This is a genomic window from Saccharothrix deserti (genome assembly GCF_009769385.1).
GTDB lineage: Bacteria > Actinomycetota > Actinomycetes > Mycobacteriales > Pseudonocardiaceae > Actinosynnema > Actinosynnema deserti.
Window position 1 is genome coordinate 129,719 of sequence record NZ_ML775963.1, and the last position, 24,805, is coordinate 154,523.

The 24,805-nt window shown below is 70.0% G+C and carries 28 protein-coding genes; 13 read left to right on the forward strand and 15 right to left on the reverse strand.

Translation table 11 applies throughout. From position 1 onward, the window contains the following. Window position 1: 1 nt before the first annotated feature. Window positions 2-2,017 carry a beta-galactosidase gene (locus FM051_RS09310; protein ID WP_158842505.1) on the reverse strand — a complete coding sequence of 672 codons (2,016 nt, stop codon included), beginning with the start codon at window positions 2,015-2,017 and terminating at the stop codon, window positions 2-4. A 261-nt stretch (window positions 2,018-2,278) separates the two neighbouring features. Here FM051_RS09310 and FM051_RS09315 point away from each other — a divergent pair, with 261 nt between their 5' ends. Genes FM051_RS09315 through FM051_RS09325 form a run of 3 tightly spaced genes read left to right on the forward strand, consistent with a single transcriptional unit; the run spans window position 2,279 to window position 5,401 of the window. Then, a complete protein-coding gene (locus FM051_RS09315; protein ID WP_158842506.1) occupies window positions 2,279-3,577 on the forward strand; it encodes an ABC transporter substrate-binding protein in 1,299 nt (432 codons plus the stop codon). Window positions 3,578-3,581: 4 nt separating this feature from the next. Then, entirely contained in the window at window positions 3,582-4,547 is a 966-nt protein-coding gene (locus FM051_RS09320) for a carbohydrate ABC transporter permease (protein ID WP_238412255.1), read from the forward strand. Continuing rightward, the gene (locus tag FM051_RS09325) at window positions 4,544-5,401 is read left to right on the forward strand and encodes a carbohydrate ABC transporter permease (RefSeq protein WP_158842507.1); all 858 of its coding nucleotides are present in this window, start codon (window positions 4,544-4,546) and stop codon (window positions 5,399-5,401) included. The genes FM051_RS09320 and FM051_RS09325 overlap by 4 nt, the downstream gene beginning before the upstream one ends. Here the strand turns inward: FM051_RS09325 and FM051_RS09330 are convergent. The 3 genes from FM051_RS09330 to FM051_RS09340 all read right to left on the reverse strand — a co-directional run bounded on the left by FM051_RS09330 (window position 5,376) and on the right by FM051_RS09340 (window position 6,695). Further along, the gene (locus FM051_RS09330; protein ID WP_158842508.1) at window positions 5,376-5,738 is read right to left on the reverse strand and encodes a DoxX family protein; all 363 of its coding nucleotides are present in this window, start codon (window positions 5,736-5,738) and stop codon (window positions 5,376-5,378) included. The genes FM051_RS09325 and FM051_RS09330 overlap by 26 nt on opposite strands. A 103-nt stretch (window positions 5,739-5,841) precedes the next feature. Next, window positions 5,842-6,123: a hypothetical protein gene (locus FM051_RS09335; protein ID WP_158842509.1), complete on the reverse strand. Its 282-nt coding sequence runs from the start codon at window positions 6,121-6,123 to the stop codon at window positions 5,842-5,844. Continuing rightward, the gene (locus FM051_RS09340; RefSeq protein WP_158842510.1) at window positions 6,120-6,695 is read right to left on the reverse strand and encodes a bifunctional DNA primase/polymerase; all 576 of its coding nucleotides are present in this window, start codon (window positions 6,693-6,695) and stop codon (window positions 6,120-6,122) included. Before FM051_RS09340 ends, FM051_RS09335 begins: the two co-directional genes overlap by 4 nt. A gap of 172 nt (window positions 6,696-6,867) precedes the next feature. Here FM051_RS09340 and FM051_RS09345 point away from each other — a divergent pair, with 172 nt between their 5' ends. Together FM051_RS09345 and FM051_RS09350 are read left to right on the forward strand one after the other, a co-directional pair. Continuing rightward, window positions 6,868-8,034 (forward strand): helix-turn-helix domain-containing protein, encoded by a 1,167-nt coding sequence (locus tag FM051_RS09345; RefSeq protein ID WP_158842511.1) that lies wholly within the window; start codon window positions 6,868-6,870, stop codon window positions 8,032-8,034. A gap of 11 nt (window positions 8,035-8,045) precedes the next feature. Further along, window positions 8,046-8,768, forward strand: coding sequence for a 5-formyltetrahydrofolate cyclo-ligase (locus FM051_RS09350; RefSeq protein ID WP_158842512.1), 723 nt, complete (start codon window positions 8,046-8,048; stop codon window positions 8,766-8,768). A gap of 23 nt (window positions 8,769-8,791) precedes the next feature. On the opposite strand, the gene FM051_RS09355 is transcribed toward FM051_RS09350, so the two are convergent. The 5 genes from FM051_RS09355 to FM051_RS09375 form a co-directional block, all read right to left on the reverse strand. Next, the gene (locus tag FM051_RS09355; RefSeq protein WP_158842513.1) at window positions 8,792-10,213 is read right to left on the reverse strand and encodes a HAMP domain-containing sensor histidine kinase; all 1,422 of its coding nucleotides are present in this window, start codon (window positions 10,211-10,213) and stop codon (window positions 8,792-8,794) included. Beyond that, complete coding sequence (locus FM051_RS09360; protein ID WP_158842514.1) at window positions 10,210-10,899, reverse strand: response regulator transcription factor; 690 nt, start codon at window positions 10,897-10,899, stop codon at window positions 10,210-10,212. Before FM051_RS09360 ends, FM051_RS09355 begins: the two co-directional genes overlap by 4 nt. Window positions 10,900-11,073: 174 nt before the next feature. Then, entirely contained in the window at window positions 11,074-12,222 is a 1,149-nt protein-coding gene (locus FM051_RS09365) for a GNAT family N-acetyltransferase (protein ID WP_238412256.1), read from the reverse strand. Beyond that, complete coding sequence (locus FM051_RS09370; RefSeq protein ID WP_158842515.1) at window positions 12,219-13,049, reverse strand: 3-hydroxyacyl-CoA dehydrogenase family protein; 831 nt, start codon at window positions 13,047-13,049, stop codon at window positions 12,219-12,221. Before FM051_RS09370 ends, FM051_RS09365 begins: the two co-directional genes overlap by 4 nt. After that, complete coding sequence (locus FM051_RS09375) at window positions 13,046-13,402, reverse strand: EthD family reductase (protein WP_158842516.1); 357 nt, start codon at window positions 13,400-13,402, stop codon at window positions 13,046-13,048. Before FM051_RS09375 ends, FM051_RS09370 begins: the two co-directional genes overlap by 4 nt. Window positions 13,403-13,456: 54 nt before the next feature. Here FM051_RS09375 and FM051_RS09380 point away from each other — a divergent pair, with 54 nt between their 5' ends. Continuing rightward, window positions 13,457-14,119 carry a histidine phosphatase family protein gene (locus tag FM051_RS09380; RefSeq protein ID WP_158842517.1) on the forward strand — a complete coding sequence of 221 codons (663 nt, stop codon included), beginning with the start codon at window positions 13,457-13,459 and terminating at the stop codon, window positions 14,117-14,119. A 21-nt stretch (window positions 14,120-14,140) separates the two neighbouring features. On the opposite strand, the gene FM051_RS09385 is transcribed toward FM051_RS09380, so the two are convergent. From FM051_RS09385 to mrf, 4 genes are all read right to left on the reverse strand, one after another. Further along, window positions 14,141-15,193, reverse strand: a complete 1,053-nt coding sequence (locus tag FM051_RS09385; RefSeq protein WP_158842518.1) for a MerR family transcriptional regulator — start codon at window positions 15,191-15,193, stop codon at window positions 14,141-14,143. An 82-nt stretch (window positions 15,194-15,275) separates the two neighbouring features. Next, window positions 15,276-15,440 carry a 50S ribosomal protein L32 gene (gene rpmF / locus FM051_RS09390; protein ID WP_158842519.1) on the reverse strand — a complete coding sequence of 55 codons (165 nt, stop codon included), beginning with the start codon at window positions 15,438-15,440 and terminating at the stop codon, window positions 15,276-15,278. After that, entirely contained in the window at window positions 15,440-15,688 is a 249-nt protein-coding gene (locus FM051_RS09395) for a type B 50S ribosomal protein L31 (protein WP_158842520.1), read from the reverse strand. The genes rpmF and FM051_RS09395 overlap by 1 nt, the downstream gene beginning before the upstream one ends. Next, window positions 15,685-16,740 (reverse strand): ribosome hibernation factor-recruiting GTPase MRF, encoded by a 1,056-nt coding sequence (mrf, locus tag FM051_RS09400; protein ID WP_420803580.1) that lies wholly within the window; start codon window positions 16,738-16,740, stop codon window positions 15,685-15,687. Before mrf ends, FM051_RS09395 begins: the two co-directional genes overlap by 4 nt. A 66-nt stretch (window positions 16,741-16,806) precedes the next feature. On the opposite strand from mrf, the gene rpmB reads away from it, so the two are divergent. Genes rpmB through rpsR form a run of 4 tightly spaced genes read left to right on the forward strand, consistent with a single transcriptional unit; the run spans window position 16,807 to window position 17,759 of the window. Further along, a complete protein-coding gene (rpmB, locus tag FM051_RS09405; RefSeq protein ID WP_158842522.1) occupies window positions 16,807-17,043 on the forward strand; it encodes a 50S ribosomal protein L28 in 237 nt (78 codons plus the stop codon). After that, window positions 17,040-17,207, forward strand: coding sequence for a 50S ribosomal protein L33 (rpmG, locus tag FM051_RS09410; protein ID WP_158842523.1), 168 nt, complete (start codon window positions 17,040-17,042; stop codon window positions 17,205-17,207). Before rpmB ends, rpmG begins: the two co-directional genes overlap by 4 nt. Beyond that, window positions 17,208-17,510: a 30S ribosomal protein S14 gene (rpsN, locus tag FM051_RS09415; protein ID WP_158842524.1), complete on the forward strand. Its 303-nt coding sequence runs from the start codon at window positions 17,208-17,210 to the stop codon at window positions 17,508-17,510. A gap of 18 nt (window positions 17,511-17,528) precedes the next feature. Beyond that, window positions 17,529-17,759 (forward strand): 30S ribosomal protein S18, encoded by a 231-nt coding sequence (gene rpsR / locus FM051_RS09420; protein ID WP_158842525.1) that lies wholly within the window; start codon window positions 17,529-17,531, stop codon window positions 17,757-17,759. On the opposite strand, the gene FM051_RS09425 is transcribed toward rpsR, so the two are convergent. Beyond that, a complete protein-coding gene (locus FM051_RS09425; RefSeq protein ID WP_158842526.1) occupies window positions 17,707-18,024 on the reverse strand; it encodes a hypothetical protein in 318 nt (105 codons plus the stop codon). The genes rpsR and FM051_RS09425 overlap by 53 nt on opposite strands. An 84-nt stretch (window positions 18,025-18,108) precedes the next feature. On the opposite strand from FM051_RS09425, the gene bluB reads away from it, so the two are divergent. Continuing rightward, window positions 18,109-18,741 carry a 5,6-dimethylbenzimidazole synthase gene (bluB, locus tag FM051_RS09430; RefSeq protein WP_158842527.1) on the forward strand — a complete coding sequence of 211 codons (633 nt, stop codon included), beginning with the start codon at window positions 18,109-18,111 and terminating at the stop codon, window positions 18,739-18,741. A gap of 73 nt (window positions 18,742-18,814) precedes the next feature. Continuing rightward, on the forward strand, window positions 18,815-20,326 hold the full coding sequence (locus FM051_RS09435) for a GGDEF domain-containing protein (RefSeq protein WP_158842528.1): 1,512 nt from the start codon (window positions 18,815-18,817) through the stop codon (window positions 20,324-20,326). A gap of 199 nt (window positions 20,327-20,525) precedes the next feature. On the opposite strand, the gene FM051_RS09440 is transcribed toward FM051_RS09435, so the two are convergent. Next, entirely contained in the window at window positions 20,526-21,173 is a 648-nt protein-coding gene (locus FM051_RS09440; RefSeq protein WP_077008338.1) for a response regulator, read from the reverse strand. Window positions 21,174-21,569: 396 nt separating this feature from the next. Here FM051_RS09440 and FM051_RS09445 point away from each other — a divergent pair, with 396 nt between their 5' ends. Then, the gene (locus FM051_RS09445; protein ID WP_158842529.1) at window positions 21,570-24,752 is read left to right on the forward strand and encodes a penicillin acylase family protein; all 3,183 of its coding nucleotides are present in this window, start codon (window positions 21,570-21,572) and stop codon (window positions 24,750-24,752) included. The last annotated feature ends 53 nt before the right edge of the window (window positions 24,753-24,805 follow it).

The following is a 24,805-nucleotide window of genomic DNA, read 5'->3' on the forward strand; positions in this document are numbered from 1 at the left end:
GTCACACCTCTTCTTCCCTGACCACCACAACGCCGCCGGCGGGCACGACCACGCTGCCGGACGCACGCGCGCCGGACAGCAGCTCGACACCCACCGCGGACAGCTCCACGTCGCCGTCCCCGTGGTTGACGGCGACCAGCCACGATACGGCGGAGCCGCCCACCTGCCCGCTGCGACGCACCACCTCGACGCCCTCCTGGCCGACATCCGCGTGGTGGACGCCCGCCTGGTCGAGCGTCGTCCGCACCAGCCGGTCCAGCCCGTCGCCGGTCAAGCCGCAGGCCAGGTACCAGGCGACGCCGTCGCCGTGTTCGTTGCGGGTGACGGCCGGCACACCGGGCAGCGGGCCGTCGGCGTAGGAGGCCATCACCTTCGCGCTGTCGGCGTGCAGGTGCTCGGTCCAGACGGTGGCCGACGAGCCGTCGTCCAGCGTCACCGCCTCACCGGAACGCAGCGGGTGGAACTCCTCGGTCCGCACGCCGAGCAGCTCGCGGAACGCGCCGGGGTAGCCGCCGAGGTGCACGTGGCCGCGCGTGTCCGTGATGCCGGACAGGTACGTGACCAGCAGGTGGCCGCCGCCGGCGACGTACTCCTCGTACGGCGTGGCGTCGTCCACCGTGTACAGCGCCGGCACCACGACCAGCTCGTACGCCGACAGAGCCGACGGATCGGCGACGGGCGGCACGAAGTCGACCGTCACGCCGGCCCGCCACAACGCGCGGTAGAGCGCGAAGACGTGTTCCTGGTAGGCGAAGTCGGAGGTCGGGTGCGCGGGCTGGCTCAGCGCCCACCACGACTGCCAGTCGTAGACCACCGCCACCGACGCGTCCACGGTCGAGCCGACGATCTCGGCGATCCGCTGGTACTCCGCACCGACCAGCTCGACCTCGCGGAACACCTTCGTGTCGGTGCCCGCGTGCGGCACCATCGCCGAGTGGTAGCGCTCCGCGCCCGCCCGTGACTGCCGCCACTGGAAGAACAGCGTGCCGTCCGCGCCGTGCGCGACGTGCGCGTACGAGTTGCGCCGCAGCTCACCGGGCAGCTTGGCGATGTTGCGCACCTGCCAGTTCACCGCCGAGGTGGAGTGCTCCATCAGCAGCCACGGCTTGCCGCCGGCCAACCCGCGCATGACGTCGGCGGAGAACGACAGGTCGATGTGCCGCTCGGGGTGCTCGGCGCGGGTGTAGTGGTCGTTGGAGAGGAAGTCGACCTCGGCGGCCCACTTCCAGTAGTCCAGCGCGGAGAAGTTCCACGTGACCATGAAGTTCGTGGTCACCGGCACGCCGGGCGTCACCTCGTGCAGCACGTCCCGCTCGGCCTTGTACAGCTCCAGCAGGGCGTCGGAGGAGAACCGGTCGAAGTCCAGCAGCTGGCCGGGGTTGTTCTGCGCCGGCGTCACGCGCGGCGGCACGATCTGCTCCCACGCGGTGTAGTGCTGGCTCCAGAACGCCGTGCCCCACGCCTCGTTCAGGGCGTCCAGGCTCCCGTGGCGGGCCTGCAGCCAGGTCCGGAACGCCGCCGCGCACCGGTCGCAGTAGCAGCGCGGGACGTGGCAGCCGTACTCGTTGCCGACGTGCCACGCGGACAGCGCCGGGTGGTCGCGGTACCGCTCGGCCAACGCGCGCGCGAGCGCGACGGCCTTGGTCCGGTAGATCGGCGAGCTCGGGCAGTAGGACTGGCGCGAGCCGTGCGAGAGCCGGACGCCGTCGGCGGTCTCCGGCAGCACCTCGGGGTGGGCGGTGGTCAGCCACGGCGGCGGCGCGGCGGTCGCGGTGGCCAGGTCGACCCGGACGCCGCCCGCGTGCAGCTGGTCGAGCACGCGGTCGAGCCAGTCGAACTCGTAGCGGCCTTCCTCGACCTCCAGCAGCGCCCAGGAGAAGATCCCCACGCTGACCAGGTTCACCCCGGCCCGCCGCATCAGCTCCACGTCCTCGGCCCAGACCGGCTCCGGCCACTGTTCAGGGTTGTAGTCGGCGCCCCAAGCCAGGCCGGGCACACCCGTGGGCCAAGTCGTCATGCGCGCAAGAGTGGCCGAAGGCCGACCCGAACGTCAACACACTTCAACAAAGTCGCCCGTTTAGCTGTGTCCACCGACACAAGATCGAAACATGTCACACCACCCCTGTTCACGTCGATTCAGCAGCGATCACCTGGGTTAACGGCTCGATAACGGCGCTTGACAGTGGGTGTGTTGCAGACCACATTGTGCGCAATCTTGTTTGACTCCGTGTTCGGTGTTCGGTTGATTCCCGGTCAAGTGTCACCCGTAGGAGCGACGATGACGAGCTTCTCCGCCAGCCCCCACCCGCTCATGGGCCGTCGAGCCCTCTTGAAAGCCATCATCGCCGGAGCGGGCATCGCGGCGGTCCCCGGTCTGGCCGCGTGCGGCTCCGACAGCGGCGGCACCGCCACCGACACGGTGTCGTTCGGCAACAACCTGTCCGACCAGGTGCCCAAGGACGCGATCACCGCGGTGATCAACGCCTTCCAGAGCGAGTCGGGCCTCAAGGTCGCGATCAACACCAAGCAGCACGAGCAGTACCAGGAGCAGATCAACAACTACCTCCAGGGCAAGCCGGACGACGTGCTGGCCTGGTTCGCGGGCTACCGGATGCGGTTCTTCGCCGAGAAGGGCCTGACCGGCGACCTGAGCGAGGTGTGGTCGAAGGTCTCCGGCGGCTACGAGCCCGCGCTGAAGGAGGCGTCCACCGCCTCGGACGGCAAGCAGTACCTGATCCCGTTCACCCAGTACCCGTGGGGCGTGTTCTACCGCAAGAGCGTGTGGCAGCAGCGCGGCTACGCGGTGCCGAAGACGTTGGACGAGCTCGTCGGGCTGTCCACGAAGATGCAGGCCGACGGGCTGGTGCCGATCGCGTTCGCGCAGAAGCAGGGCTGGCCCGGCATGGGCACGTTCGACCAGCTGAACTTCCGCATCAACGGCTACCAGTTCCACGTCGACCTGATGGCGGGCAAGGAGGACTGGCAGAGCCCCAAGGTGAAGGAGGTGTTCGACACCTGGAAGCGGCTGCTGCCGTTCCACCAGGAGAACGCGCTCGGCCGGGAGTGGCAGGAGGCCGCGCAGAGCCTCCAGCAGGGCAAGGCGGGCATGTTCCTGCTCGGCTCGTTCGTCGCCCAGCAGTTCAAGGCCGACGAGCGGGAGGACCTGGACTTCTTCCCGTACCCGGAGATCAACCCCGAGCACGGCCAGGACACCGTGGAAGCCCCGATCGACGGCTACATGATGTCCAAGAAGCCGGCCAACGCCGCCGGCGCGGCCAAGCTGCTGGAGTACCTGTCCACGCCCGCCGCGCAGGCCACGTACCTCAAGTCGGACCCGACCGCGGTCGCGACGTCGAACAAGGCCGACACCTCCGGCTACAACTCGCTGCAGAAGAAGGCCGCGCAGGTCATCAAGGAAGCCGCGCACATCACCCAGTTCCTGGACCGCGACACCGACCCGCGGTTCGCCAGCGACGCGGCGACCAACGGGCTCAACGCGTTCATCCAGAACCCCGACGACATCGACTCGATCCTCAAGGGCATGGCCGACCAGGCGAAGACGATCTTCACGGAGTGACGTCGTGACCGCGCTGCAGTCTCCCCCGGAGCCCGCCGGGACGACGGAGCCCTCCTCGTCGTCCCGGCGCACCAAGCGCCGCGCCACCGCGCTCGCGCCCCGCGACAAGCTCATCCTCGGCCTGATGCTCGGCATACCGGCGCTGGTGCACATCGCGCTGGTGTGGGTACCCGCGTTCGGGTCCGTCGTCCTGTCCTTCAGCTCGTGGGACGGCATCGGCGGGTTCGAGGACATCGAGTGGGTCGGCTTCCAGAACTACGTCGACATCTTCACCCGCTACCCGCGGTTCTGGCCCGCGTTCCAGCACAACCTGATCTGGCTGCTGTTCCTCCTCGTGATCCCGACCGTCGCCGGGCTGCTGCTGGCCGTGCTGCTGGACCGGCAGCTGCGGTTCGGCCGGCTCTACCAGAGCGCGCTGTACCTGCCGATGGTGCTGTCGCTGGCGCTGGTCGGGTTCATCTGGCAGCTCATCTACCAGCCCGAGCAGGGTCTGCTGAACAACGTGCTCGGCACGGCGTCCACGGATCCGGTGAACTGGCTGGGCGATCCGGACATCAACCTGTACGCGGTGCTGGTCGCCGCCGGTTGGCGGCACACCGGGTACATCATGCTGCTGTACTTGGCCGGGTTGAAGTCGGTGGACCCGGCGTTGAAGGAAGCCGCGGCGCTGGACGGCGCGAACGCGTGGCAGACGTTCTTCCGGGTCACGTTCCCGGTGCTCAAGCCGGTGAACGTGGTGGTGCTCGTGGTCACCGTGATCGAGGGCCTGCGGGCGTTCGACATCGTCTACGTGATCAACAAGGGCCGCAACGGGCTGGAGCTGCTGTCCGTGCTGGTGACCGACAACATCATCGGCGAGTCGAGCCGGATCGGCTGGGGTTCCGCGCTGGCGGTGATCCTGCTGCTGATCGCGCTCGGGGTCATCATCCCGCGCCTGTTCCAGGTGTTCCGCGAGGAGGGGCGCTCATGACGTTCCGACCTGGTCGCATCCTCCTGCACGTGTTCCTCGTGCTGACGTGCCTGGCTACGTTGGCGCCGCTGCTGTGGGCTTTGTACGCGTCGCTGCGCACGTACGACGACACCGCGCGCAACGGCTACTTCTCGATCGCCGAGAGCCTGACGTTCGACAACTTCAGCACCGCGTGGACCCAGGCCGACCTGCCGCACTACTACCTGAACACGCTGATCGTGACGCTGCCCGCGTTGGTGCTGGTGCTGCTGCTCAGCTCGATGGTGGCGTACGGGGTGTCGCGGTTCAGCTTCAAGTTCAACCTGGCCCTGCTGATGCTGTTCACGGCGGGCAACCTGCTGCCGCAGCAGGTGATCGTCACGCCGCTGTACCGGCTGTACCTGCTCACGCCGGTGCCCGGGTGGTTGAGCGACAGCGAGTTGCTGCTGGACTCGCAGTTCGGCCTGGTGCTGATCCACGTGGCGTTCCAGTCCGGGTTCTGCGTGTTCGTGCTGAGCAACTACATGAAGACGATCCCGCACGAACTGAGCGAGGCGGCCCGGGTCGACGGCGCGGGTGTGTTCCGGCAGTACTGGCAGGTGATCCTGCCGCTGTGCCGGCCCGCGCTGGCGGCGTTGGCGACGCTGGAGTTCACCTGGATCTACAACGACTTCCTGTGGGCGCTGGTGCTGATCCAGACCGGCGACAAGATGCCGATCACGTCGGCGTTGCAGAACCTCAAGGGCACGTTCTTCGTGGACAACAACCTGGTCGCGGCCGGGTCACTGCTCGTCGCGCTGCCCACCCTGGTCGTGTTCTTCGTGCTGCAACGCCAGTTCATCGGCGGCCTCACCCTGGGTGCGACGAAAGGCTGAGCACCAACGAGGCGACCGCCGGCGCGAGGTAGGCACCAGGACCTTGCACGACGTTGTGCAACACCTTGGCCCGCACGTGCACGACGATCGCACCGACGAAGAACACCACCAACCCGACCGCGGCCACGACCCCGACGACCTCAGCTCCGAGCAGACCGAGGAGGAGACCAACCGCCCCGGCCGCCTTCAGCGAGGCCGGCATCGGCAACCACGATGGCGGCACGCCGACTTCAGCCGAGTTGGCCGGCACGAACTCCGCCTTCACGAAGTCGGCAACGGCCATCCCGGCGTTGGCCAGGACCGTGACGACCGTGACGACGACGTACGCGATGAACATGACTCCTCCGAACGTCCGACAGTGAGCAGGGACCGAATCCGGCCCCTGCTCACTGGGACGAACGGCCGGCGTCAAAGGTGACACCGGTAGTCCCGTCGAACCGCTATGTGATCGTCGCGGCTTCATCCAGCCACACCACGTGCGCCCGTCCGCCTGACGACCGCGAGCTGATGTCGAACAGCGTGCGTGCGGTCTCGGCGCTCTGGGCGGTCAGGTGGAAACCGCCTTCGACCGAGTTGACCTCCGCACGGTCCTCGAAGGCCAGGCCGTAGCCGGCGACTCGGGCGTCGTCGTGTTCGCCGTACTCCTCGATGATGGCGAACAGTCTCGGAGCCTCGTCGGCCGCGAGCCGGCGCATGACCGTGGTGAACTCCTTGTCGTTCACGCGCTCTTCCTGCTCAGGCTGCGGATGAGGTCGGCGAGTTCGTCGCCGATGAGCAACACGTTGCCCGCTTGCTCCGGGGAGACCAGCCAGGTGGCCGACCTGCTGCCGATCGTGCTCGGTGGCAGGGGCAGCGTCGTGCCTTCGGCGAGCACTCGTGCCTCGTCGGACGGCAACGTGATCGGGATCGGCGGCCTGACGAGGAAGTACGCCAACGGCATCCCGGGGATGGCGAGCACCGGCGTGGGCCTGGTGCTGAACCACCGGTGATCCACGATGGCGTCGACCAGCGACTCGTACACCGACACCGCGCCCAAGCCCGGCCCGGTCATGGTGAGCACGTTGGGCGCGTGCAACCCGGGTGCCGACCACCACTCCCGCACCAGCGCCGGATCCGTGGTCGCAGCGTCGATGGGCCGCAGGAAAGGACTGGTGACGGGCTGCTCGTCGGCGGGATCGGCGAAGCGCCCGTCGTGCCAGACAGCTCCGGGGATGACGGGCCAGCCGAGAGCGGCGTACTCCAACGCCGCTTGCAACGGGGTGGTCGGTTGGGTTTCCGGCGTGCTGCCTGACACTGCCTTGCCTCCTGCCGAGGGATTACCGAGACAGGATCAAGGGTGGAATCCAGCGGGGGCGACCAACAGAGCCGGGGCTGACCCGGCAAGATGCCAGGGTGGCGCAGCGGTACGGTCGACCTGCGAGAACGTGTGCCGAGCAATGCGCATGCCAACGCCAGGAGGTCACCCGATGGCAGTACGGCGAACCGGCCTGGCCCGTGCTCGGAAGGCAGCCGGCTTCACGCAGGAGTCCTTCGCCGAAGCCGCCCACGTCGAACGCTCCACGGTCGTGCGCTGGGAAGCAGGCGCCCGCGAGCCGCTTCCGTACCAGCGTCCGAAGCTCGCCCGGCTCCTGCGGGTATCGCTTGAGAAGTTGGACGAACTGCTCACCACCGACGCCCGTGATGAAGCCGAATCGGACGATCGTCCGGCGCACTCGCTACGGCATCCGGGCTCGGTCGATCTCTTGGCTGTGGCGCAGCTGCGCCAGCACGTTCACGAGCTCGATGAACGCTACGACCGGGCACCGTCGACCTCGCTGCTCGCGGAAACCGGCAAAGTCCTCGGCCAGATCACTCTCTTCACCGCGCACGCCAGGACACATCGCGTCAGGCGGGAGTTGAGCGCCGTCGAGGCCGAGAGCGCCATCCTGATGGGGCAGCTCGTCTGGGACGCCTCGCAACGTCGTGATCACCGGACCGCGCACCGCTACTTCGACCAGGCCTGTGCGGCGGCAAAGCGGGCCCGAGACTTCGCGGCCGAAGGACTCGCCCTGCTCCGCAAGAGCTTCGTGGCCCTCTACGGCGAGAACGATCCCGAGGCCGGCCTCGTGCTGACGATGCAGGCGGCCGAGATGACCACGGGGACCAGTCATGTGCTCAGCGGTCTCGCGATGCTTCACGCCGCCGAAGCGCACGCCATGCTCGGCCGGCTCGGCGACTGCGAACGAGCGCTCGGCGACGCCGAAGCCCGCTTCGGACAGATCGACGAGGATGACACCGCGCTCCACCTGTTCTCACCGACGCAGTACGGCCGGCTGGCGGGATCGTGCTACCTGTTCCTGGGCCGGGCCGAGCAGGCTGCCCCCATCCTCGAAACCGCCGCCGCCGAACTGCGCGACCGCTCGAAGTCCGAGGCCATCGTGCTCGGCAACCTCAGCCTGGCCTACCTGCGGCAAGGCAAGGTGGACGAGGCCGCCGGGGCGCTGCACAAGGCGATGGACGCGATCGAGCTGACCTGGGGCGGCGGCGGGCTCAACATCCTGTTCGACGCCTGTCGGGAAATGCGGCCGTGGCGGCACGACGCCGACGTGCAGGATGTGCACGACCGCGTGATGACGTTGATGGCGACGAAGTAGGAGGCACCGGGGTGGCGGACGTCGACCAGGCGAAACAGGCCGCCCGCGAGCGCGTGTGGGCGCTGCTGGAACGCGAGAACGCCGTTCCGCCCGGTGTCCACGGCCGCATCCCGTCGTTCTTCGGCGCACGGGAGGCCGCCGACCGCTTGGCCGAACTCCCGGAGTGGAAGACCGCGAGAGTGATCAAGGCGGTGCCGGACACCGCCCAGGAGCCGGTACGCGCCCGCGCCCTGCGCGAAGGCAAGCTCGTCTACATGGCGGTGCCGAAGCTGGCCGAGGCGCTGCCGTTCTACCTGCTCGACCCCGCGACGCTGTCGGTAGCGCCTGAGGAAGCCGCAGTCCGGCACACTGCTGCCCGAGTCGGACGTCAGGTCGATGTCGACGCCATGCCGCCCGTCGACCTGATCGTCTGCGGCAGCGTGGCGGTGAACCGGCGCGGCGTGCGGCTGGGCAAGGGCGCCGGGTACTCGGACATCGAGGTGGCACTGCTCCAGGAAGCCGGGCTCATCGGGCCGAGGACGACCATCGTGACGACCGTTCACGCGCTCCAGGTCGTGGACGACGAACTGCCCGAAACCGAACACGACTTCAGCGTGGACGTGATCGTGACGCCCGATGCTGTCACCCGATGCGGTGAGCCCCGACGACCTCGTGGGCTCCTGTGGGACGACCTCCCGGCAGAGAAGATCGCGGCGATTCCCGTGTTGGCGGCACGACGGAGGTCGGTGCGGTAACGAGTGGAGCGGACGTGCGGTGACTAGTGCGACACCTGGTCGGCGTTGGCCGAGTGGTTCGGGACCGGGGTGGGGCGGCCGGGGAGGCGGAGGGTGAACATCGCGCCGCCTTCCGGGGCCTTGCCCACGTAGGCCATGCCGCCGTGGCGTTCGGCCACCTGTTTGACGATTGCCAGGCCCAGGCCTGAGCCGGGCAGTGTGCGGGCCTCGGAGGAGCGGTAGAAGCGTTCGAAGACGTGGGGCAGGTCGGCGTCGGCGATGCCCGGACCGGAGTCCGCGACCTCGACCACCGCGCTGCCGTCGCCCAACTGCTTGAGGGTCAGTCGGACCACGCCGCCCGTCGGGCTGAACTTCACCGCGTTGTCCAGGAGGTTGAGCACCGCGCGTTCCAAGGCGCTGGAATCACCCAGCAGCGACCACTGCTCGACCTCGACCGCGAAATGCACGTCGCTCGCCCGCCGCTTCGCGCGGTCCAGGGCTCGTTCCACGACCTCGACCAGGTCGACCGGTTCGTGCACGACCTGCGGCGCGTCCTCGCGGGCCAGCTCGACCAGGTCTCCGATCAACGTGGTCAGCTCGTCCAGCTGGGCCCGGACGTCGGCGTTGATCTCCGCCTTGTCCTCGTCGGACAGGGTCGGCGCGTCCGGGCGTTCCGAGGCCAGCAGCAGTTCCAGGTTGGTGCGCATGGACGTCAACGGCGTGCGAAGCTCGTGGCCCGCGTCGGCGACCAGTCGGCGCTGCCGCTCCTGCGACTCCGCCACCGCGCCGAGCATCGCGTTGAACCGCTGCGACAACACCGCCAGCTCGTCGTCACCGGACACCGGGATGGGCCGCAGGTCACCGGTCATCGCGACCCGTTCGGTGGCCTCGGTCAACCGCTGCACGGGTCGCAGCCCGGTGCGCGCGACCGCCGTGCCCGCCGCCGCCGCGACCAGCACGCCCAACCCGCTGATCACGAACAACACCACGGACAGCTTGCCCAGGGTGGTGTTCAGCGGCTTGGTGGACTGGGCGATCAGCATCGCCTGACCGTCGCCGTAGGGCACCGCGAGCACCCGGAAGTCGGTGCGCGTGTCGGTCCAGATGTTCTCCAGCTTCGACCCGCGCGCCACGTCCAGGTCGGCGGGCTGGGTCGGCGGCGCGACCGTGCCCTTCGGGTACTGGATCAGCCCGCTCACGTCCAGCACGCCGATCCGGATGTCACCGGCGGCCAGGAAGGCGCCGGGGATCTCGGAGACGTTGTTGTTGACCTTGGGTGCGTTGACCGCGGCCTCGGAGCGCTGCCGCAGGTTCTCGTCCAGCTGGTCGTGCAGGTTCTGGCTCACCGTCATGTACGCGCCGAGCGACACGACGGCGACGGCTCCGGCGACGCAGAAGGCGGCGAGCAGGGTGACCCGCGCCCGCAACGACACCCGCTGGAGTCGCCCGTTGGCGGCACCGATCACGGAGGGGTCTCCCGCATCACGTAGCCGACGCCGCGCACCGTGTGCAGCAGCCGGGGCTCGCCCTCGGCCTCGGTCTTGCGGCGCAGGTAGCCGACGTAGACCTCCAGCGCGTTGCCCGAGGTCGGGAAGTCGTAGCCCCAGACGTCCTCCAGGATCCGGCCGCGGGTCAGCACCTGCTTGGGGTGCGCCAGGAACAGCTCCAGCAGGGCGAACTCGGTCCGGGTGAGGCTGATCGGCCGGTCACCGCGCCGCACGTCCCGGGTGCTCGGGTCGAGCTCCAGGTCCGCGAACCTCAGCACCGCGCCCGCCGGCTCCTCCGCCTCCGAGACGGCCCGCCGCAGCAGCGCGCGGAGCCGGGCCAGCAGCTCCTCCAGCGCGAACGGCTTGGGCAGGTAGTCGTCCGCGCCGGCGTCCAGCCCGGACACCCGGTCGGACACCGCGTCACGGGCGGTGAGCACGAGGATCGGCAGGTCGTCGCCGGTGCTGCGCAGCCGGCGGCACACCTCCAACCCGTCGAGCCTGGGCATCATCACGTCCAGCACCATGGCGTCGGGGCGCTGGGACACGACGGACTCGAGAGCCTGCTGGCCGTCGCCGGCCAGGTCGACCTGGTAGCCGTTGAACTGCAGTGAGCGACGGAGCGACTCACGCACGGCCCTGTCGTCGTCGACAACGAGGATGCGCATGGGACTCAGTCTTGCTCGCGGTCCTGAGAGCTGCCTGAGAAGGGGGTGTGAGCTACCCGTCAAGTTTTGACTGTGTTGAATTGCCGCTGCTCCGCAGACGGCGGGCTCGGTCGCCTTGGAGGTCGATCACTCGCGTGGTGGTCCTGGAGGCGGCGAGAAGTGAGGGCGGTCGGGTTAAAAGAAGTCAGCCAGTCGTGGGACGCCCGGTGCGCCGACCAGCCGGTCGAGCAACGCGGCGTCACCGTCCAGCAGCCCGGCGCGGCGCAGCGCGTGGCTGTCCTGCATGCCGCTGAACCACGGTCCGAGCGCACGCGCGTGCAGCCGCACGGCACCGCTCCCACCAGGCTCGACGCGCACCCGACCGTCCTCGACCACCAACCGGTGCCGTCCCGCGTGCCACGGCGCGTGCTCGTCGACGACGTCGAGGTCCACGGACGCGGGCTTCAGCCACTCCGCCGCCGGCCAGCCCCGTGCCGCCACCGCCGCCGGCAGGTCCACGACGCGCAGCAGCCAGGTCGACGTGGTGATGGTGTGCTCGATCGCCTGGTTGGTCAGCAAACCGGTGACGGCGGGATCGGTGACCCGGACCAGGGCCTTGTCCAGCACACCGGCCCAGCTGCCCAACTCGCGCAGCAACCCGAGTTGGGTCGCGACATCCCGCCCGACCAGGTCGAACACCCGCAACCCGTGGGTGCCGCGTTCGGCCGTGAGGTATCCGCGCACCTCGCCGTCGTGACCCGGCACCACCGACACGACGTCGAGCTTGAGCACGTCGGCCACGTCGATGGTGGGCGGGCTGCGGTCGATGAGCCCGTTCACCGTGGACGCGAGGTCGGTGTAGCAGGCGTGCAGGGCCTGGAGGTCGCCCTCGCCGGCGGGCCGCGCGAGCACCCGTTCGCCGGCGGGCATCCGGTCCAGCGGGAACTCCAGGTACTCGAACACCCCGGCCCGCTCCCACCCGCGCGACCGGTAGAGCGCGGGCACGGTCGCGTAGAGCACGGACAGCGGCTGGCCGCGTTCCCGCATGTCCCGCAACGCCGCGTCGAGCAGCGCGCTCGCCAGCCCACGTCCCCGCGCGTGGGGCGCGACGGCCAACCCGATGCCGCCCATGGGCACCGTCGACCCGCCGTAGAACTGGTGGAAGTCCTTGACCGTGAGCACGCCCACCAGCCGACCGCCCAGTTCGGCGGCCAACCCCCGCCGGCCGGGGCACAACGACGGATCGCCGATGCTCCCGTAGGCGACCCGGCGCAGCCGGTCGGCCTCCTCGACGTCGTCCGGCGTCAGTTCGCGGATCAGCACGCCGTCCTGCTTACCAGTCACCAGGTGAAGAAACCCCGGCCGGTCTTCCGCCCGAGCTGACCGGCGGCGACCTTGTCCCGCAGCAGCCGCGGCGGTTCGAAGCGCGGACCCAGCTCGGCGGCCAGGTGCTCGGCGATGGCCAGCCGGACGTCCAGCCCGACCAGGTCGGTCAGCCGCAGCGGACCCATCGGCCAGCCGTAGCCGAGCCTCATGCCGGTGTCGATGTCCTCGGCGCTCGCCACGCCCTCTTCGAGCATCCGGATCGCCTCCATGCCGACCGCGACACCGAGCCGCGAGGTGGCGAAACCGGGCGCGTCCCGGACCTCGATGACGGTCTTGCCCAGCTCCTCGGCCCAGCCGCGGACGCGGGCGACGACGTCGGCCGACACACCGTCGTGGTGGACCAGCTCGACCAGCTGCTGGACCGGCACGGGGTTGAAGAAGTGCATGCCCAGCACCCGTTCGCCGGGCAGGCCCTCGGCGATCGCCGAGATCGACAGCGACGACGTGTTGGACGCCAGCACCGCGTTCGGGCAAGCGTTTGCGGCGGCCTTGAGCACCTGCCGCTTCAGCTCGACGTCCTCGGGCACCGCCTCCACCACCAGCGAGGCGCCGGCGGCGACGTCGTCCAGCCGTTCGACCACGGTGAGGTTCTTCAGCAGCTCGTGCGGGACGGCGTCCAGCTTGCCGCGCTCGGCGGCCTTGGCCAGCGACGCCTCGACCGCCCGCCGTGCGGCCAACGCCCGGTCGGCGCCCGCCTCGACCAGCACCACCTCGTGCCCGCCGGCGAGGAAGAGGTGCGCGACACCGGCGCCCATCGTGCCGCCGCCGATCACCACGGAGATCATCGCGCGCCGACCTCGGTGACGTCCTCGGCGACATCGTCGGCGACGACTTCGGCGGCGAACATGGCGACCAGCTCGACGCCGCCGATCTCGGCGAGGTTCGCCCCGGCGGCCTGCCACTCGGGCGACCCGAAGGCGGTCTTCATCGCCGCGGCGGACTCGAAGTACATCTCGGCCACGAGGTGCGGCTCGTGCTCGCCGAGGAAACCGGGCACGAAGACCCGTGAGACCTTCGCCACCTCGGCCCGCAGCAGCCCCGGCGTTCGTTCGACCAACGGGAGGTGGGAGGCGAAGTAGGCCTCGTCGAACGCCTCGACGTCGGCGGGCTTCCGGTACAGGGCGACGTACTTGATCATGTGACACCTTCCGTCCGGTTTCGCCAGCGAATGTAACACCGGCACCATGGACCGGTGCGGATCATCCTGCTGCGCCATGGACAGAGCCTGGGCAACGTCGACGAGCTGGCGTACTGCCGCGTCCCCGACCACGCCCTCCCGTTGACCGAACTGGGGGAACAGGAGGCCAAGGACACCGGCCCGCGGATCAAGGAGCTGCTGAACGGCGACCCGGCGGCCGTCTACGTCAGCCCGTACGTGCGGACCAGGGCCACCCTCCGCAACCTGGACCTCGGTGACCAGGTGGAACGCACGGTGGCCGAGCCCCGGTTGCGCGAACAGGACTGGGGCAACCTCCAGGACCCGGTCCGGCAGGAGGTGCTGAAGCACCAGCGCCACGCGTTCGGCCACTTCTTCTTCCGGCTGCCGAACGGCGAGTCGGGCGCGGACGTGGACGACCGCCTGGCCGCGTTCCTGACCGACCTGGAGACCCGGATGCGGGACCCGGCCCACCCGACCACGGCGCTGGTGGTGTCGCACGGCCTCACCATCCGCCTGCTGTGCCGCCGCCTGTTCGGGTGGAGCATCGAGCTGTTCGAGTCGCTGTCGAACCTGGAGACGTGCGAATACCGGGTACTCACCCACGACGGCAAGGCGTGGCACCTGGACCGGCCGTTCGACCAGTGGCGGGTCTCGCCGGACGGCGAGGTCCAGGGCCCGCTCGCACCCGCGTCCTAGGACTACGACCAGGACCGGGCGCTAGGCCGGGATCACGTCCGCGACCACGCACACCACGTTGTCCGGGCCGCCGTTGCCGTTGGCCAGCTCGACCAGCCGCCGCGTCGCCTCCTCCGGGTCCACCGCGGACTCCAGCACCTCCAGCACGTCGGCTTGCGGCACGACGGTGTGCAGGCCGTCCGAGCACAGCAGGTACCGGTCGCCCGGCAGGGCGTCGTGCAGGGCCAGATCAGGCTCCACCGCCTTGCCGTGCAGGGCCCGCACCAGCATCGACCGCTGCGGGTGGCTGACCGCCTCCTCCTCGGTCAGCCTGCCCTCGGCGATCATCGACTGCACCACCGTGTGGTCGTGCGTGATGCGGAACAGCTCGCCGCCGCGCAGCAGGTACACCCGCGCGTCGCCGACGTGCACCAGGCCCAACCGCGACCCGGACAGCACCAGCGCGGTCAACGTGGTCCCGCTGCACTCGTCGGCCGGGTGGGCCGACAGGTAGTCGCCGACCGCCGTCCCGGCGCGGTGCACGGCGTCCGCCAGGGTGTTGAGCAGCTCCCCCGCCGGGATGGCGGTGTCCAGCGGGGCGAGCGTGTCGATGGCCATCGAGCTGAGGGGTTCGCCGCGGGCGCCGAACCCGTCGGCCACCGCGAGCAGCCGCTCGCCCGCGTAGCCGAAGTCCTGGTTCGAGTCCCTGACGAGCCCGCGGTCGGTGCGCAGGGCGTACCGGAGTGCGACGGTCATGGTGGTGTCCTTCCCGGAGAGTTGCTCCACGAGGAAGGTGGCGAGGTTCCGCCGGGCCGCGGTGTCGGCCTCGACCTGCGCCCAGTAGGCGCGCACCTCGACGGCGGCGTCCGCCGGGTCGAGCGCGCACACCCGCCGGATGCGGGCCAACGGCATGCCCAGTCGGCGCAGCCACGCCACCAGGCGGGCCCGGTCGAGCTGGTCCGGCGCGTAGAACCGGTAGCCCGAGACCGGGTCGACCCGGGCCGGCGTGAGCAGGCCCAGCTCGTCGTAGAGCCGCAGCGCCTTCGGCGACAGGCGGGAGGCCCGCGCGAACGCCCCGATGGTCAGCAGCTCCACGTCCCCACCCCTTCCTCGGCCGGGTCTGCGGCCCGGCGAACTCCACCGTGCGGCTTCACCCAGGGTGAAGGTCAACCACAGGTCAGGGCAGCAACCCCCGTCGGTAGGCGGGGACCAACCGCCGGGGCACCATGAGCCGCCGCCCGTCCAGCGTCACCACCGGAACCAGGTCGGGCACCGACGCCTTCCACTGCGCCCGCCGCGACCGCGTGTTGCTCCGCGACATCTTCCGCTTCGGAACGGCCATCAGCGACCCCTCCGCCCGTAGCGGCGGTTGAACTTCTCGACCCGCCCGGCGGTGTCCATGACCCGCTGCGCGCCGGTCCAGAACGGGTGCGAATCCGACGTCACGTCCACCGTGATCAGCGGGTACACCTGCCCCTCCCACTCGATCGTCCGCGCGGACGTCGCGGTCGACCGGGTCAGGAACGTCATCCCGGTCGAAGAGTCCTGGAACACCACGGGGTGGTAGTCCGGGTGGATACCGCGCTTCACAGCTCCTCCATCTCGTGCCATTCGGAGAACGGGTCCACGAACTCCAGTTCGGGCCCCATGGCCAACTCCTCGTCCGTGACCAACGCCCCTTCCAGGGCCGCGAGCACGGACTCACCGGAGGCGTGCAGGCACACCACGACCACCTCCTGGCCCCGGTCGCCGAACTCCGGGTCCCAGTCCAGCGAAGCGAACGCCCGTCGTTCCGAGTCCACAGTGGACCAGTCGTCCTGCGCGGCGAGCCAGGTGCCGACCGCGCCGACGCTCAAGCCGCCGCCTGCCGACTCCAGCCACATGACCCGGGACGGCTGGCTGATCACCCAGACCCGGCCGCGGGCGCGCACCACGCCGTCCAGCAGCACGTCCAGCGCGTCGTGCAGCCGCATGGGGTGGAACGGCCGCCGTGCCGTGAACCGCACGACCGACACACCGGCGGCGGGCTCCAACGGCACACCGCGCAGCAACGGTCCGAACGCCGGGGTGAACCGACGCCCGACCGGCACCGCCAACAGCGCGTCGACGTCCAAAGAGGACAGTTCGAACCGCGGCGTGCCGGGCGCGACGCGGTCCAGCACCGCCGTCAGCACGTCGTCGCCGGCGGGTCCGGTCAGCACCAGCGCGTCGGCGAACTCCACCTGCCCGACCACGACCTGCGCCACGGTCCGCTCGTCGGACGGCAGCCCGATGCCCCGCTCACCCAGCGTCGCGTCACCCGTCGCGTCGACCGACCAGGTCGCCCGGTCCACCACGGACACCACCGTCTCGACCCGCACCGGCTCGTCGACCAACGCCAGGCACACCGCCTCCGGCTCCAACGCCGGGTCGAGGTCGAGCACCACCCGTCCGCCCAGCGACGCGAGCAGCGGCAGCAGGTCTTCCCGCAGCGTGCAGGACACGCAGCCGTGGGCCAGGGTCAGCTCGGTCGGCACGCCGTCGACCCACCGCCGCACCAGCCCGGACGACAGCGCCGACAGGTCGTGCCGCACGAGCACGGATCCCGGTGAGGCGCGCCAGACCTCCTCGGCGACGCCGTGCGCACCCATCCCGGCCACCATAACGACAACGGTTTCCACATGGGCTACCCTAAACGACAACGATTGTCGTTTCAAACGAGGAGGGTCATGTCCCGCAGGCACTGCCAGCTGACCGGCCGCAAGCCGGGCTTCGGCAAACAGGTCTCGCACTCGCACCGGCGCACGTCACGGCGTTGGCTGCCCAACACCCAGACCCGCCGCTACTGGGTGCCGGGCGAGAACCGCTACGTGACCCTGACCCTGTCCACCAAGGCGATGAAGACCATCGACCGCCGCGGCATCGAGTCCGTGCTCGCCGAGATCCGGAAGGGTGAGGGCCGATGAGCAAGGCGAGCGACGTCCGCCCGATCATCAAGCTCCGCTCCACCGCGGGCACCGGCTACACGTACGTGACCCGCAAGAACCGGCGCAACGACCCGGACCGCCTGGTGCTGCGCAAGTTCGACCCGGTCGTGCGCAGGCACGTGGACTTCCGCGAGGAGCGATAAGTGGCCAAGAAGTCGAAGATCGCCCGCGACCAGCAGCGCAGGCAGGTCGTCGCCCGGTACGCGGAACGGCGGCGCGAGCTGAAGGAGATCATCCGCGTCCACCCCGACCAGGACCGCCGCGACGAGGCGCTCAAGGCGCTGCAGAAGCTACCCCGCGACGCCAGCCCCACCAGGCTCCGCAACCGGGACGCGGTGGACGGCCGCCCCCGCGCGCACTACCGCGCGTTCGGCCTGTCCCGCATCCGGCTGCGCGAGATGGCGCACCGCGGCGAACTGCCCGGCGTGACGAAGTCGAGCTGGTAGGACGGACTGCCCAGAAAAATGCGGAACAGAACCGAACCGAAACGCCGGGCGAACCTCCTCCGCAAGGAGGGCGTGGCCACTGTGGACTGGAAGGACGCGACCCTGCTGCGGAAGTTCATCTCCGACCGCGGCAAGATCCGCTCCCGCCGGGTCACCGGCCTGACGCCGCAGCAGCAGCGCCAGGTCGCCACCGCGATCAAGAACGCGCGGGAGATGGCGTTGCTGCCCTACCCCTCGCAAGGCCGCTGAGCGACGCGGTGCTGGCCACCGCCAGCACCGCCAACGCGGGCCAGTCCGGCACCAGGCGCCCTTCGTCGCCGACGACGAAGCTCGCGTACAGGCCCCAGCACTGCACGGCGGTCAGCACCGCGCCGAGCACGGTCGTCCACCACGAGACGACCACCACGACCACCACGAGCAGGAGCAGGGCGAACACCGGCCAGTTCGCGGCGAGGGCGGTCGCCCCGACGCCGCCCGCGAAGCCGAGCGCGGACCCGTGCACTGTTCCGACCATGACCGGCCATTCAACGCCCGGTTGAGACGCACGCCACCCTCCCGCGGTCGGGTTCACCGAATCGTGTGAGGCACGATCGTTCGAATGAGCTTCTACGACGTCCTGCACCGCCGGAGGGACACCAGGGGTGAGTTCACCGGCGCCCCGATCCCACCCGAGGTGCTGCGCCGGGTGCTCACCGCCGCGCACGCCGCGCCCAGCGTGGGCCTGTCCCAGCCGTGGGACTTCATCGTCGTGCGCGACGAGCACACCCGCCGCGCGTTCCGCGACCACGTCCAGGCCGAGCGCAGCGTCTTCGCGGCCGAACTGGAGGTTCGGCAGGCCGAACTCTTCGCGAAGATCAAAGTCGAGGGCATTCTGGAGTCGACGGTCGGTGTGGTCGTCACCTACGACCCCGATCGCGGCTCGCCCGCCGTGCTGGGCAGGCACGCCATCGCCGACGCCGGCCTCTACTCGGTGTGCCTGGCCATCCAGAACCTGTGGCTGGCCGCGACCGCCGAAGGCCTGGGTGTCGGCTGGGTGAGCTTCTACCGCGAGGACGAATTGCGACGGTTGCTCGACATCCCGCAGCGGCTGCGGCCGGTGGCGTGGCTGTGCGTCGGTCCCGTCGACAAGCTTCCCGAGACGCCCGATCTGGAGCGGCACGGCTGGCGCAACCGGATGCCGCTCGAGGACGTACTCCACCAGGAGCGGTACACACGGCGTTCGGGCCGGTAGCCTGTGATGGCCGTGCCGTCGGCGAGCGGGCCCGCGTACCGACTCGCCGAGTCGGAATGGAGTGTCAGCACGAGTGGAGCAGCGAGATCCGCTGGTAGCGGGGCAGGTGCCGCAACTCGACCTCGAGGTCAAGGAGCTGCTGAACGCTGGGCGCCTGCCGGAGGCCAACACCCTGTTCGACCAGGTGGTGGGCCGGGTGCCGCCCGGCGCCGACCGCTTGCAGCGTGCCGCGGTGCTGATCAACCAGGGCAAGTTGGCGTGGCGGCTCGGTCGCATCCCGCTGGCGTTGGAGCTGGCCGCGGAGGGGTGGACGGACCTCGACGGCGAGCACAGCGACAACCCGGCCGCCGCACTGGCCATGCACGCGCTGGCCTACCTGCTGGAGGGCATCGGCAACCGCCGTGCGGCCATCGACATGCTGCGGTTGTCCGCGCAGGTCGCCCGCCGGGCGATGGACAGCCACGAGACCGCGGCCGAGGTGCTGAGCCAGTGCCTCCAGGGCCTCGGCGGCCTGTTGAACTTCCGCGCCATCTCGTCGCCGCCGGACCAGGCGCCGGCGATCTTCGAGGAGGCGCGCGGGTACCTCAAAGAGGGTTTGGAGCTGGTCAAGGCCGAGCAGACGCGGCTGGCGCTGATGTCCGCGTACGGCTGCGCGCTGGCCGGTGTGGGCGAGTTCGAACAGGCCGAGGAGACCGCGCGGGAGACGTTGCGGCAGGCGCGCGACGCCCACAACAACTGGGCTTTGGCGGGGGCCAACTGGGTGTTGGCGGGGGTCCGGCGCGAGCAGGGCAGGCTGGTGGAGGCCCGCACGCTGGCCAGCCGGGCGGTCGCCGCGGCGGAGGCCATCAACGACGCGTCGCTGCTGCTGCGGTTCTCATTGGACCTGGCGGACATCTGCGCGGAGCTGGACGACCACGTCGGCGAGGCGGCGGCGTTGCGCTGTTCGGTCGCGGCGAGCAAGACGTCCATGGTGACCCTCCAAGAGGGACTGGGGCAGGCGTTGGAGCAGCGCCGGGTGGCCGTGCAGGCGCAGCGGTTGGCCGTGGCGGCGCAGGAGGCGGCGGCCCGCGACCCGTTGACGGGGCTGGCGAACCGCCTCGGGCTGGAACGCGCGGCGGCCGGTCTGCTGGAGGGCACGGCGGCGCGCGGCCGGGTGCCGTGGCTGGTGCTGGTGGACGTGGACCGGTTCAAGGGTGTGAACGACGACGCCGGCCACGCGGCGGGTGACGCGACGTTGCGCGAGATCGCGCAGTTGCTGCGGCGCGAGTGCCGGGCCGCCGACCTGGTCGCCCGGTGGGCCGGTGACGAGTTCGTGGTGCTGCTCGGCGACACGGGCGGCAGCCCGCTCGACGTCGGCCCGGTGGTCGCCGAACGCATCCGGGCGGCGGTGGACGGCCACGACTGGACCATGCTCGGCACCACCCAGCGGCCGACGGTGAGCATCGGGGTGGCAGCCGGACCGGCCAAACTGGACAAGTTGTTCGCGGCCGCGGACATGGCGCTGTACCGCGCCAAGCGCCACGGCCGCAACCGCGTAGAAGTAGAACCCCACGTAGAGATCCCCGAAATCGTCTCCGGGAATTAGCGCGCAGACTGGGCAACCAGCCCGCGGGTCCTTCGGCGTCTCACACCGCCATCCCGACCACCACGCGAGGTCGCCGTCGGTCGTTCGCGACTCATTTTCCGGCGATCACGCTTTTCGATCGTCGGAAAATCAGGCGCGAACGACCGACCTCCCGGGCGACCGAGCCCGCCGTCTGCGGAGCAGCGGCAATCAAACACAGTCAAGCGATCAAACCGCCGCGGAACGCGACCAGTGCCGCCTGGACCCGGTTCACCGCGCCGATCTTGCCCAGCACCGACGAGACGTAGCCCTTCACGGTGGCCTCGGACAGGTGCAGGGTCCCGCCGATCTCGGCGTTGGACATGCCCTGCCCGATCAGCACCAGCACCTCGCGCTCGCGTTCGGACAGCGAGGCCAGCAGCCGGCGCGCGGGCTCGGCGGCCCGTTCACCGTCGGCGACCGCGGCCAGCACCCTGGCCGCCACGCCGGGGTCGAGCACGGCGCCGCCCAGCGCGAGGTCGCGCACCGCCCGGACCAGCTGCTCGGGTTCGGTGTCCTTGAGCAGGAAGCCCGAGGCGCCCAGCCGCAGCGCCTCCGACACGTACTCGTCCACGTCGAACGTGGTGAGCATGGCGATCTTCGGCGGGTCGGGAATGGCGCGCAGCCTGCGCAGCGCCATCAACCCGTCGGACGACCGCATCCGGATGTCCAGCAGCACGACGTGCGGGCGGTGCCGGCGCGCCAGGTCGGCCACCAGGTGCCCGTCGTCGCACTCGGCCACGACTTCGATGTCGCCGGCGCTGCTGAGGATCATGCGAAGGCCGGACCGGACGAGGTCTTCGTCGTCGGCCAGCATCACCTTGATCACGACGCCTCCCCGCGTTGGCGTTTCGTGTTCGTACTCGCCCAGCATCGCGCACGAACACGCAAGCTGACGTTAATTCACCGTTATCTCACCATGGAAAGACACAGGATCCGCCTGTTCACAGTTGCCAGGAAATATCCGAGGCCGGCTCGGGACCCGCGCGACTTCCTCGCGCCGACGCGACAACCGGCCGCAGGGCTTGTGGTCCGGATAGACCGCACCCCGTAGTCCCTATGGCCCCGCATGGGCGGACGACGGGCTGCCGTACTGCTCATACGTGCACACGCGCGTGACACGCAGGTCGACGGCCCACAGGGGGCAAACGCGAAGGTCTTTCGCGAATGCCTACTTCACAGTAACGTGCGTCACACGATCCCTGCCTGGAAGGAGCTTCGCGCCATGCGGAGAGCCACCCGATCGTTCGCCGTGGTCGCCCTCCTCACGGCGACCGCCCTCACCGTCCCCACGACCTCCCAAGCCGAGGTCAGGACCACCGCGTTCACCCCGGACGACCACTGCCTCGGCCAGTGCCACGACGTGCTGCCGCCCGGTCAGAACGGCAACGCCACGCTCGCCGAGATCCTGTCCCACCAGGCGTTCGGCACCCGTCCGGCGCACTCCGCCGACCAGCTCGGCCGCTACGACTCCCTCGTCTCCGGCTACAGCGGCCTGACCAACGAGCAGCTGGGCACGTTCTTCAACGACGCGTCGTTCGGCGTCCCGGCGGACCAGGTCGAGAGCACGATCAAGCCGCGCGCCGACGTCACGATCGTGCGCGACAAGGCCATCGGGATGCCGCACATCTACGGGACCACGCGGTCGGGCACGGAGTTCGGCGCGGGTTACGCCGCCGCGCAGGACCGGTTGTGGCTGATGGACCTGTTCCGGCACCTCGGCCGCGGCCAGCTGTCCGGGTTCGCGGGCGGCGCCGAGGGCAACCGGGTGCTGGAGCAGAGCTTCTACAACCAGATCCCGTACACCGAGGCCGACCTCCAGGCGCAGATCGACCAGGTGGCGTCCCAGGGACCGCGCGGCGCGCAGGCGTTGCAGGACGTGAAGGACTACATCGCGGGCATCAACGCCTACCTCACCGAGTCGGTGAACGGCCGGTACTTCCCCGGCGAGTACGTGCTGACCGGGCACGCCGACTCGGTCACCAACTGGAACGACATCAAGCCGTTCCAGCCGACCGACCTGGTCGCGATCGCGGCCGTGGTGGGCGGGCTGTTCGGCGCGGGCGGCGGCGGCGAGGTGCAGAACGCGCTGGTGAAGCTGGCCGCGCAGAACCGGTACGGCGCCGCGGTGGGCGATCAGGTGTGGCGGTCGTTCCGCGAGCAGAACGACCCCGAGTCGGTGCTCACCCTGCACAACGGCCAGCGCTTCCCGTACGGGACGACGCCCGCCAACCCGCAGGGCGTGGCGCTGCCCGACGGCGGCGTGGTGACGCCGGAGCCGATGGTCTACGACCAGACCTCAGCCGCTCAGTCCACTGTGGACGTGCCGGCGGATCTCAAGGCGGCGGAAGGGCTTTTCGCGGACGGCGTGCTGCCGCGCGACCTGCTGAACAAGAAGCAGGGCATGTCCAACGCGCTGGCCGTGTCCGGCGCGCACACCGACACCGGCAACCCGATCGCCGTGTGGGGACCGCAGACCGGGTACTTCGCGCCGCAGCTGCTGATGCTGCAGGAGCTGAACGGTCCGGGCCTGCGGGCGCGCGGCGTGTCGTTCGCGGGTGTGTCGATGTACGTGCAGCTCGGGCGTGGTGTCGACTACTCGTGGAGCGCGACGTCCGCCGGGCAGGACATCACCGACACGTACGCCGTGGAGCTGTGCGAGCCCGATAACGGCACGCCCACCGCGTCGTCGCTGCACTACCGGTACCACGGGCAGTGCCTGCCGATGGAGCGGTTGGAGCGCAAGAACGCCTGGAAGCCGACGGTGGCCGACCCGACGCCCGCCGGCTCGTACACGCTGGTCATGTACCGCACGAAGTACGGGCTGGTGCAGAGCCGGGCGAAGGTGGGCGGGAAGTTCGTCGCGTACACGTCGTTGCGGTCGACCTACCTGCACGAGGTGGACTCGATCGTCGGGTTCCAGGAGTTCAACGACCCCGACGCGATCAAGTCGGCCGCCGACTTCCAGCGCGCCGCCGAGGACGTCGGGTACGCCTTCAACTGGTTCTACGTGGACTCGCGGGACACCGCGTACTTCAACTCCGGCGCGAACCCGGTGCGCAAGGCGACCGTCGACCCGCACCTGCCGGTGAAGGCCGAGGCCGCGTACGAGTGGGAAGGCTGGAACGCCGACCGCAACACGGCGACGTACACGCCGTTCGCGCAGCACCCGAACTCGATCAACCAGGACTACTACATCAGCTGGAACAACAAGCAGGCGCTGGACTACTCGGCGTCGGGCTACGGCAACGGCTCCGTGCACCGCGGCGACCTGCTGGACGACCGGGTGCGGGCGCTGATCGCGCGCGGTCCCGTCACGCGGGCGTCGTTGACCCGGGCGATGGCCGAGGCGGGGGTGGCCGACCTGCGTGCCGAGCAGGTGCTGCCGGACCTGCTGCGGGTGATCGACACGGCGGCGGTGACCGATCCGACGTTGGCCGCGGCGGTCGGGAAGCTGCGGGAGTGGCAGCGGTCCGGTTCGCTGCGCAAGGAGACCTCGCGCGGCAGCAAGGCGTACGGGCACGCCGAGGCGATCCGGCTGCTCGACGCGTGGTGGCCGCTGCTGGTGGAGGCGCAGTTCAAGCCGGGGCTCGGTGACGGGCTGTACGGGCAGCTGACGCGTGCGCTCCAGGTCGACGAGGCGCCGTCGGACACGCACGGCGCCGCGCCGCACAAGGGCTCCTCGTTCCAGTACGGCTGGTGGAGCTACGTCGACAAGGACCTGCGGGCCGTGCTCGGCGATCGGGTGGACGGCGCCCTGGGCGCCCGTTACTGCGGTGGCGGTGCGGTGGCGGCGTGCCGGCAGGTGCTGCTGGACAGCCTGCGTGCGGCGGCGGCCAAGCCCGCCACGGCGGTGTACCCCGGTGACGACTCGTGCGCCGCCGGTGATCAGTGGTGCGCGGACACGATCATCCACCGGGCCATGGGCGGCATCAACCAGGACAAGGTGAACTGGCAGAACCGACCCACGTACCAGCAGGTCGTGCAGTTCCCGTCCCGCCGCGGCGCCAACGTGGCGAACCTGGCGGCCGGCACCACGGCCACCGCCAGCAGCCACGAAACCGGCTGGTACAACTCACCGCCCTCCAACGCCGTGGACGGCAAGCCGGACACCCGGTGGGCCAGCGACTGGTCCGACCAGCAGTGGGTGCAGGTGGACCTGGGCGCGGCGCGCACCGTCGGCCGGGTCGTGCTGTCGTGGGAAGCGTCTTATGCCAAGGGGTATCGCATAGAGCTGTCGTCCGACGGCAGCACGTGGCGCACGGTGTACACGACGTCCGCAGGCGATGGTGGCCGGGATGTTGCGTCGTTCCCGCCCGGTACGGCACGATTCGTACGAATGACGGGTATCCAACGGGCGACAGAATACGGATACTCGGTTTACGAACTTGAGGTCTACGTCACGTAGACCGGTCCGCAGGAAGACCCCGGTCCACCCCCAGGGACCGGGGTCTTCCGCCT

Coding starts and splice junctions, on each gene's coding strand:
- FM051_RS09310 (WP_158842505.1), bottom strand. CDS start 2,017: ATGACGACTTGGCCCACGGGTGTGCCCGGCCTGGCTTGGGGCGCCGAC.
- FM051_RS09315 (WP_158842506.1), top strand. CDS start 2,279: ATGACGAGCTTCTCCGCCAGCCCCCACCCGCTCATGGGCCGTCGAGCC.
- FM051_RS09325 (WP_158842507.1), top strand. CDS start 4,544: ATGACGTTCCGACCTGGTCGCATCCTCCTGCACGTGTTCCTCGTGCTG.
- FM051_RS09330 (WP_158842508.1), bottom strand. CDS start 5,738: ATGTTCATCGCGTACGTCGTCGTCACGGTCGTCACGGTCCTGGCCAAC.
- FM051_RS09345 (WP_158842511.1), top strand. CDS start 6,868: ATGGCAGTACGGCGAACCGGCCTGGCCCGTGCTCGGAAGGCAGCCGGC.
- FM051_RS09360 (WP_158842514.1), bottom strand. CDS start 10,899: ATGCGCATCCTCGTTGTCGACGACGACAGGGCCGTGCGTGAGTCGCTC.
- FM051_RS09370 (WP_158842515.1), bottom strand. CDS start 13,049: ATGATCTCCGTGGTGATCGGCGGCGGCACGATGGGCGCCGGTGTCGCG.
- FM051_RS09375 (WP_158842516.1), bottom strand. CDS start 13,402: ATGATCAAGTACGTCGCCCTGTACCGGAAGCCCGCCGACGTCGAGGCG.
- rpmF (WP_158842519.1), bottom strand. CDS start 15,440: ATGGCCGTTCCGAAGCGGAAGATGTCGCGGAGCAACACGCGGTCGCGG.
- mrf (WP_420803580.1), bottom strand. CDS start 16,740: ATGGTGGCCGGGATGGGTGCGCACGGCGTCGCCGAGGAGGTCTGGCGC.
- rpmB (WP_158842522.1), top strand. CDS start 16,807: ATGTCCCGCAGGCACTGCCAGCTGACCGGCCGCAAGCCGGGCTTCGGC.
- rpmG (WP_158842523.1), top strand. CDS start 17,040: ATGAGCAAGGCGAGCGACGTCCGCCCGATCATCAAGCTCCGCTCCACC.
- rpsR (WP_158842525.1), top strand. CDS start 17,529: ATGCGGAACAGAACCGAACCGAAACGCCGGGCGAACCTCCTCCGCAAG.
- FM051_RS09425 (WP_158842526.1), bottom strand. CDS start 18,024: ATGGTCGGAACAGTGCACGGGTCCGCGCTCGGCTTCGCGGGCGGCGTC.
- bluB (WP_158842527.1), top strand. CDS start 18,109: ATGAGCTTCTACGACGTCCTGCACCGCCGGAGGGACACCAGGGGTGAG.
- FM051_RS09445 (WP_158842529.1), top strand. CDS start 21,570: ATGCGGAGAGCCACCCGATCGTTCGCCGTGGTCGCCCTCCTCACGGCG.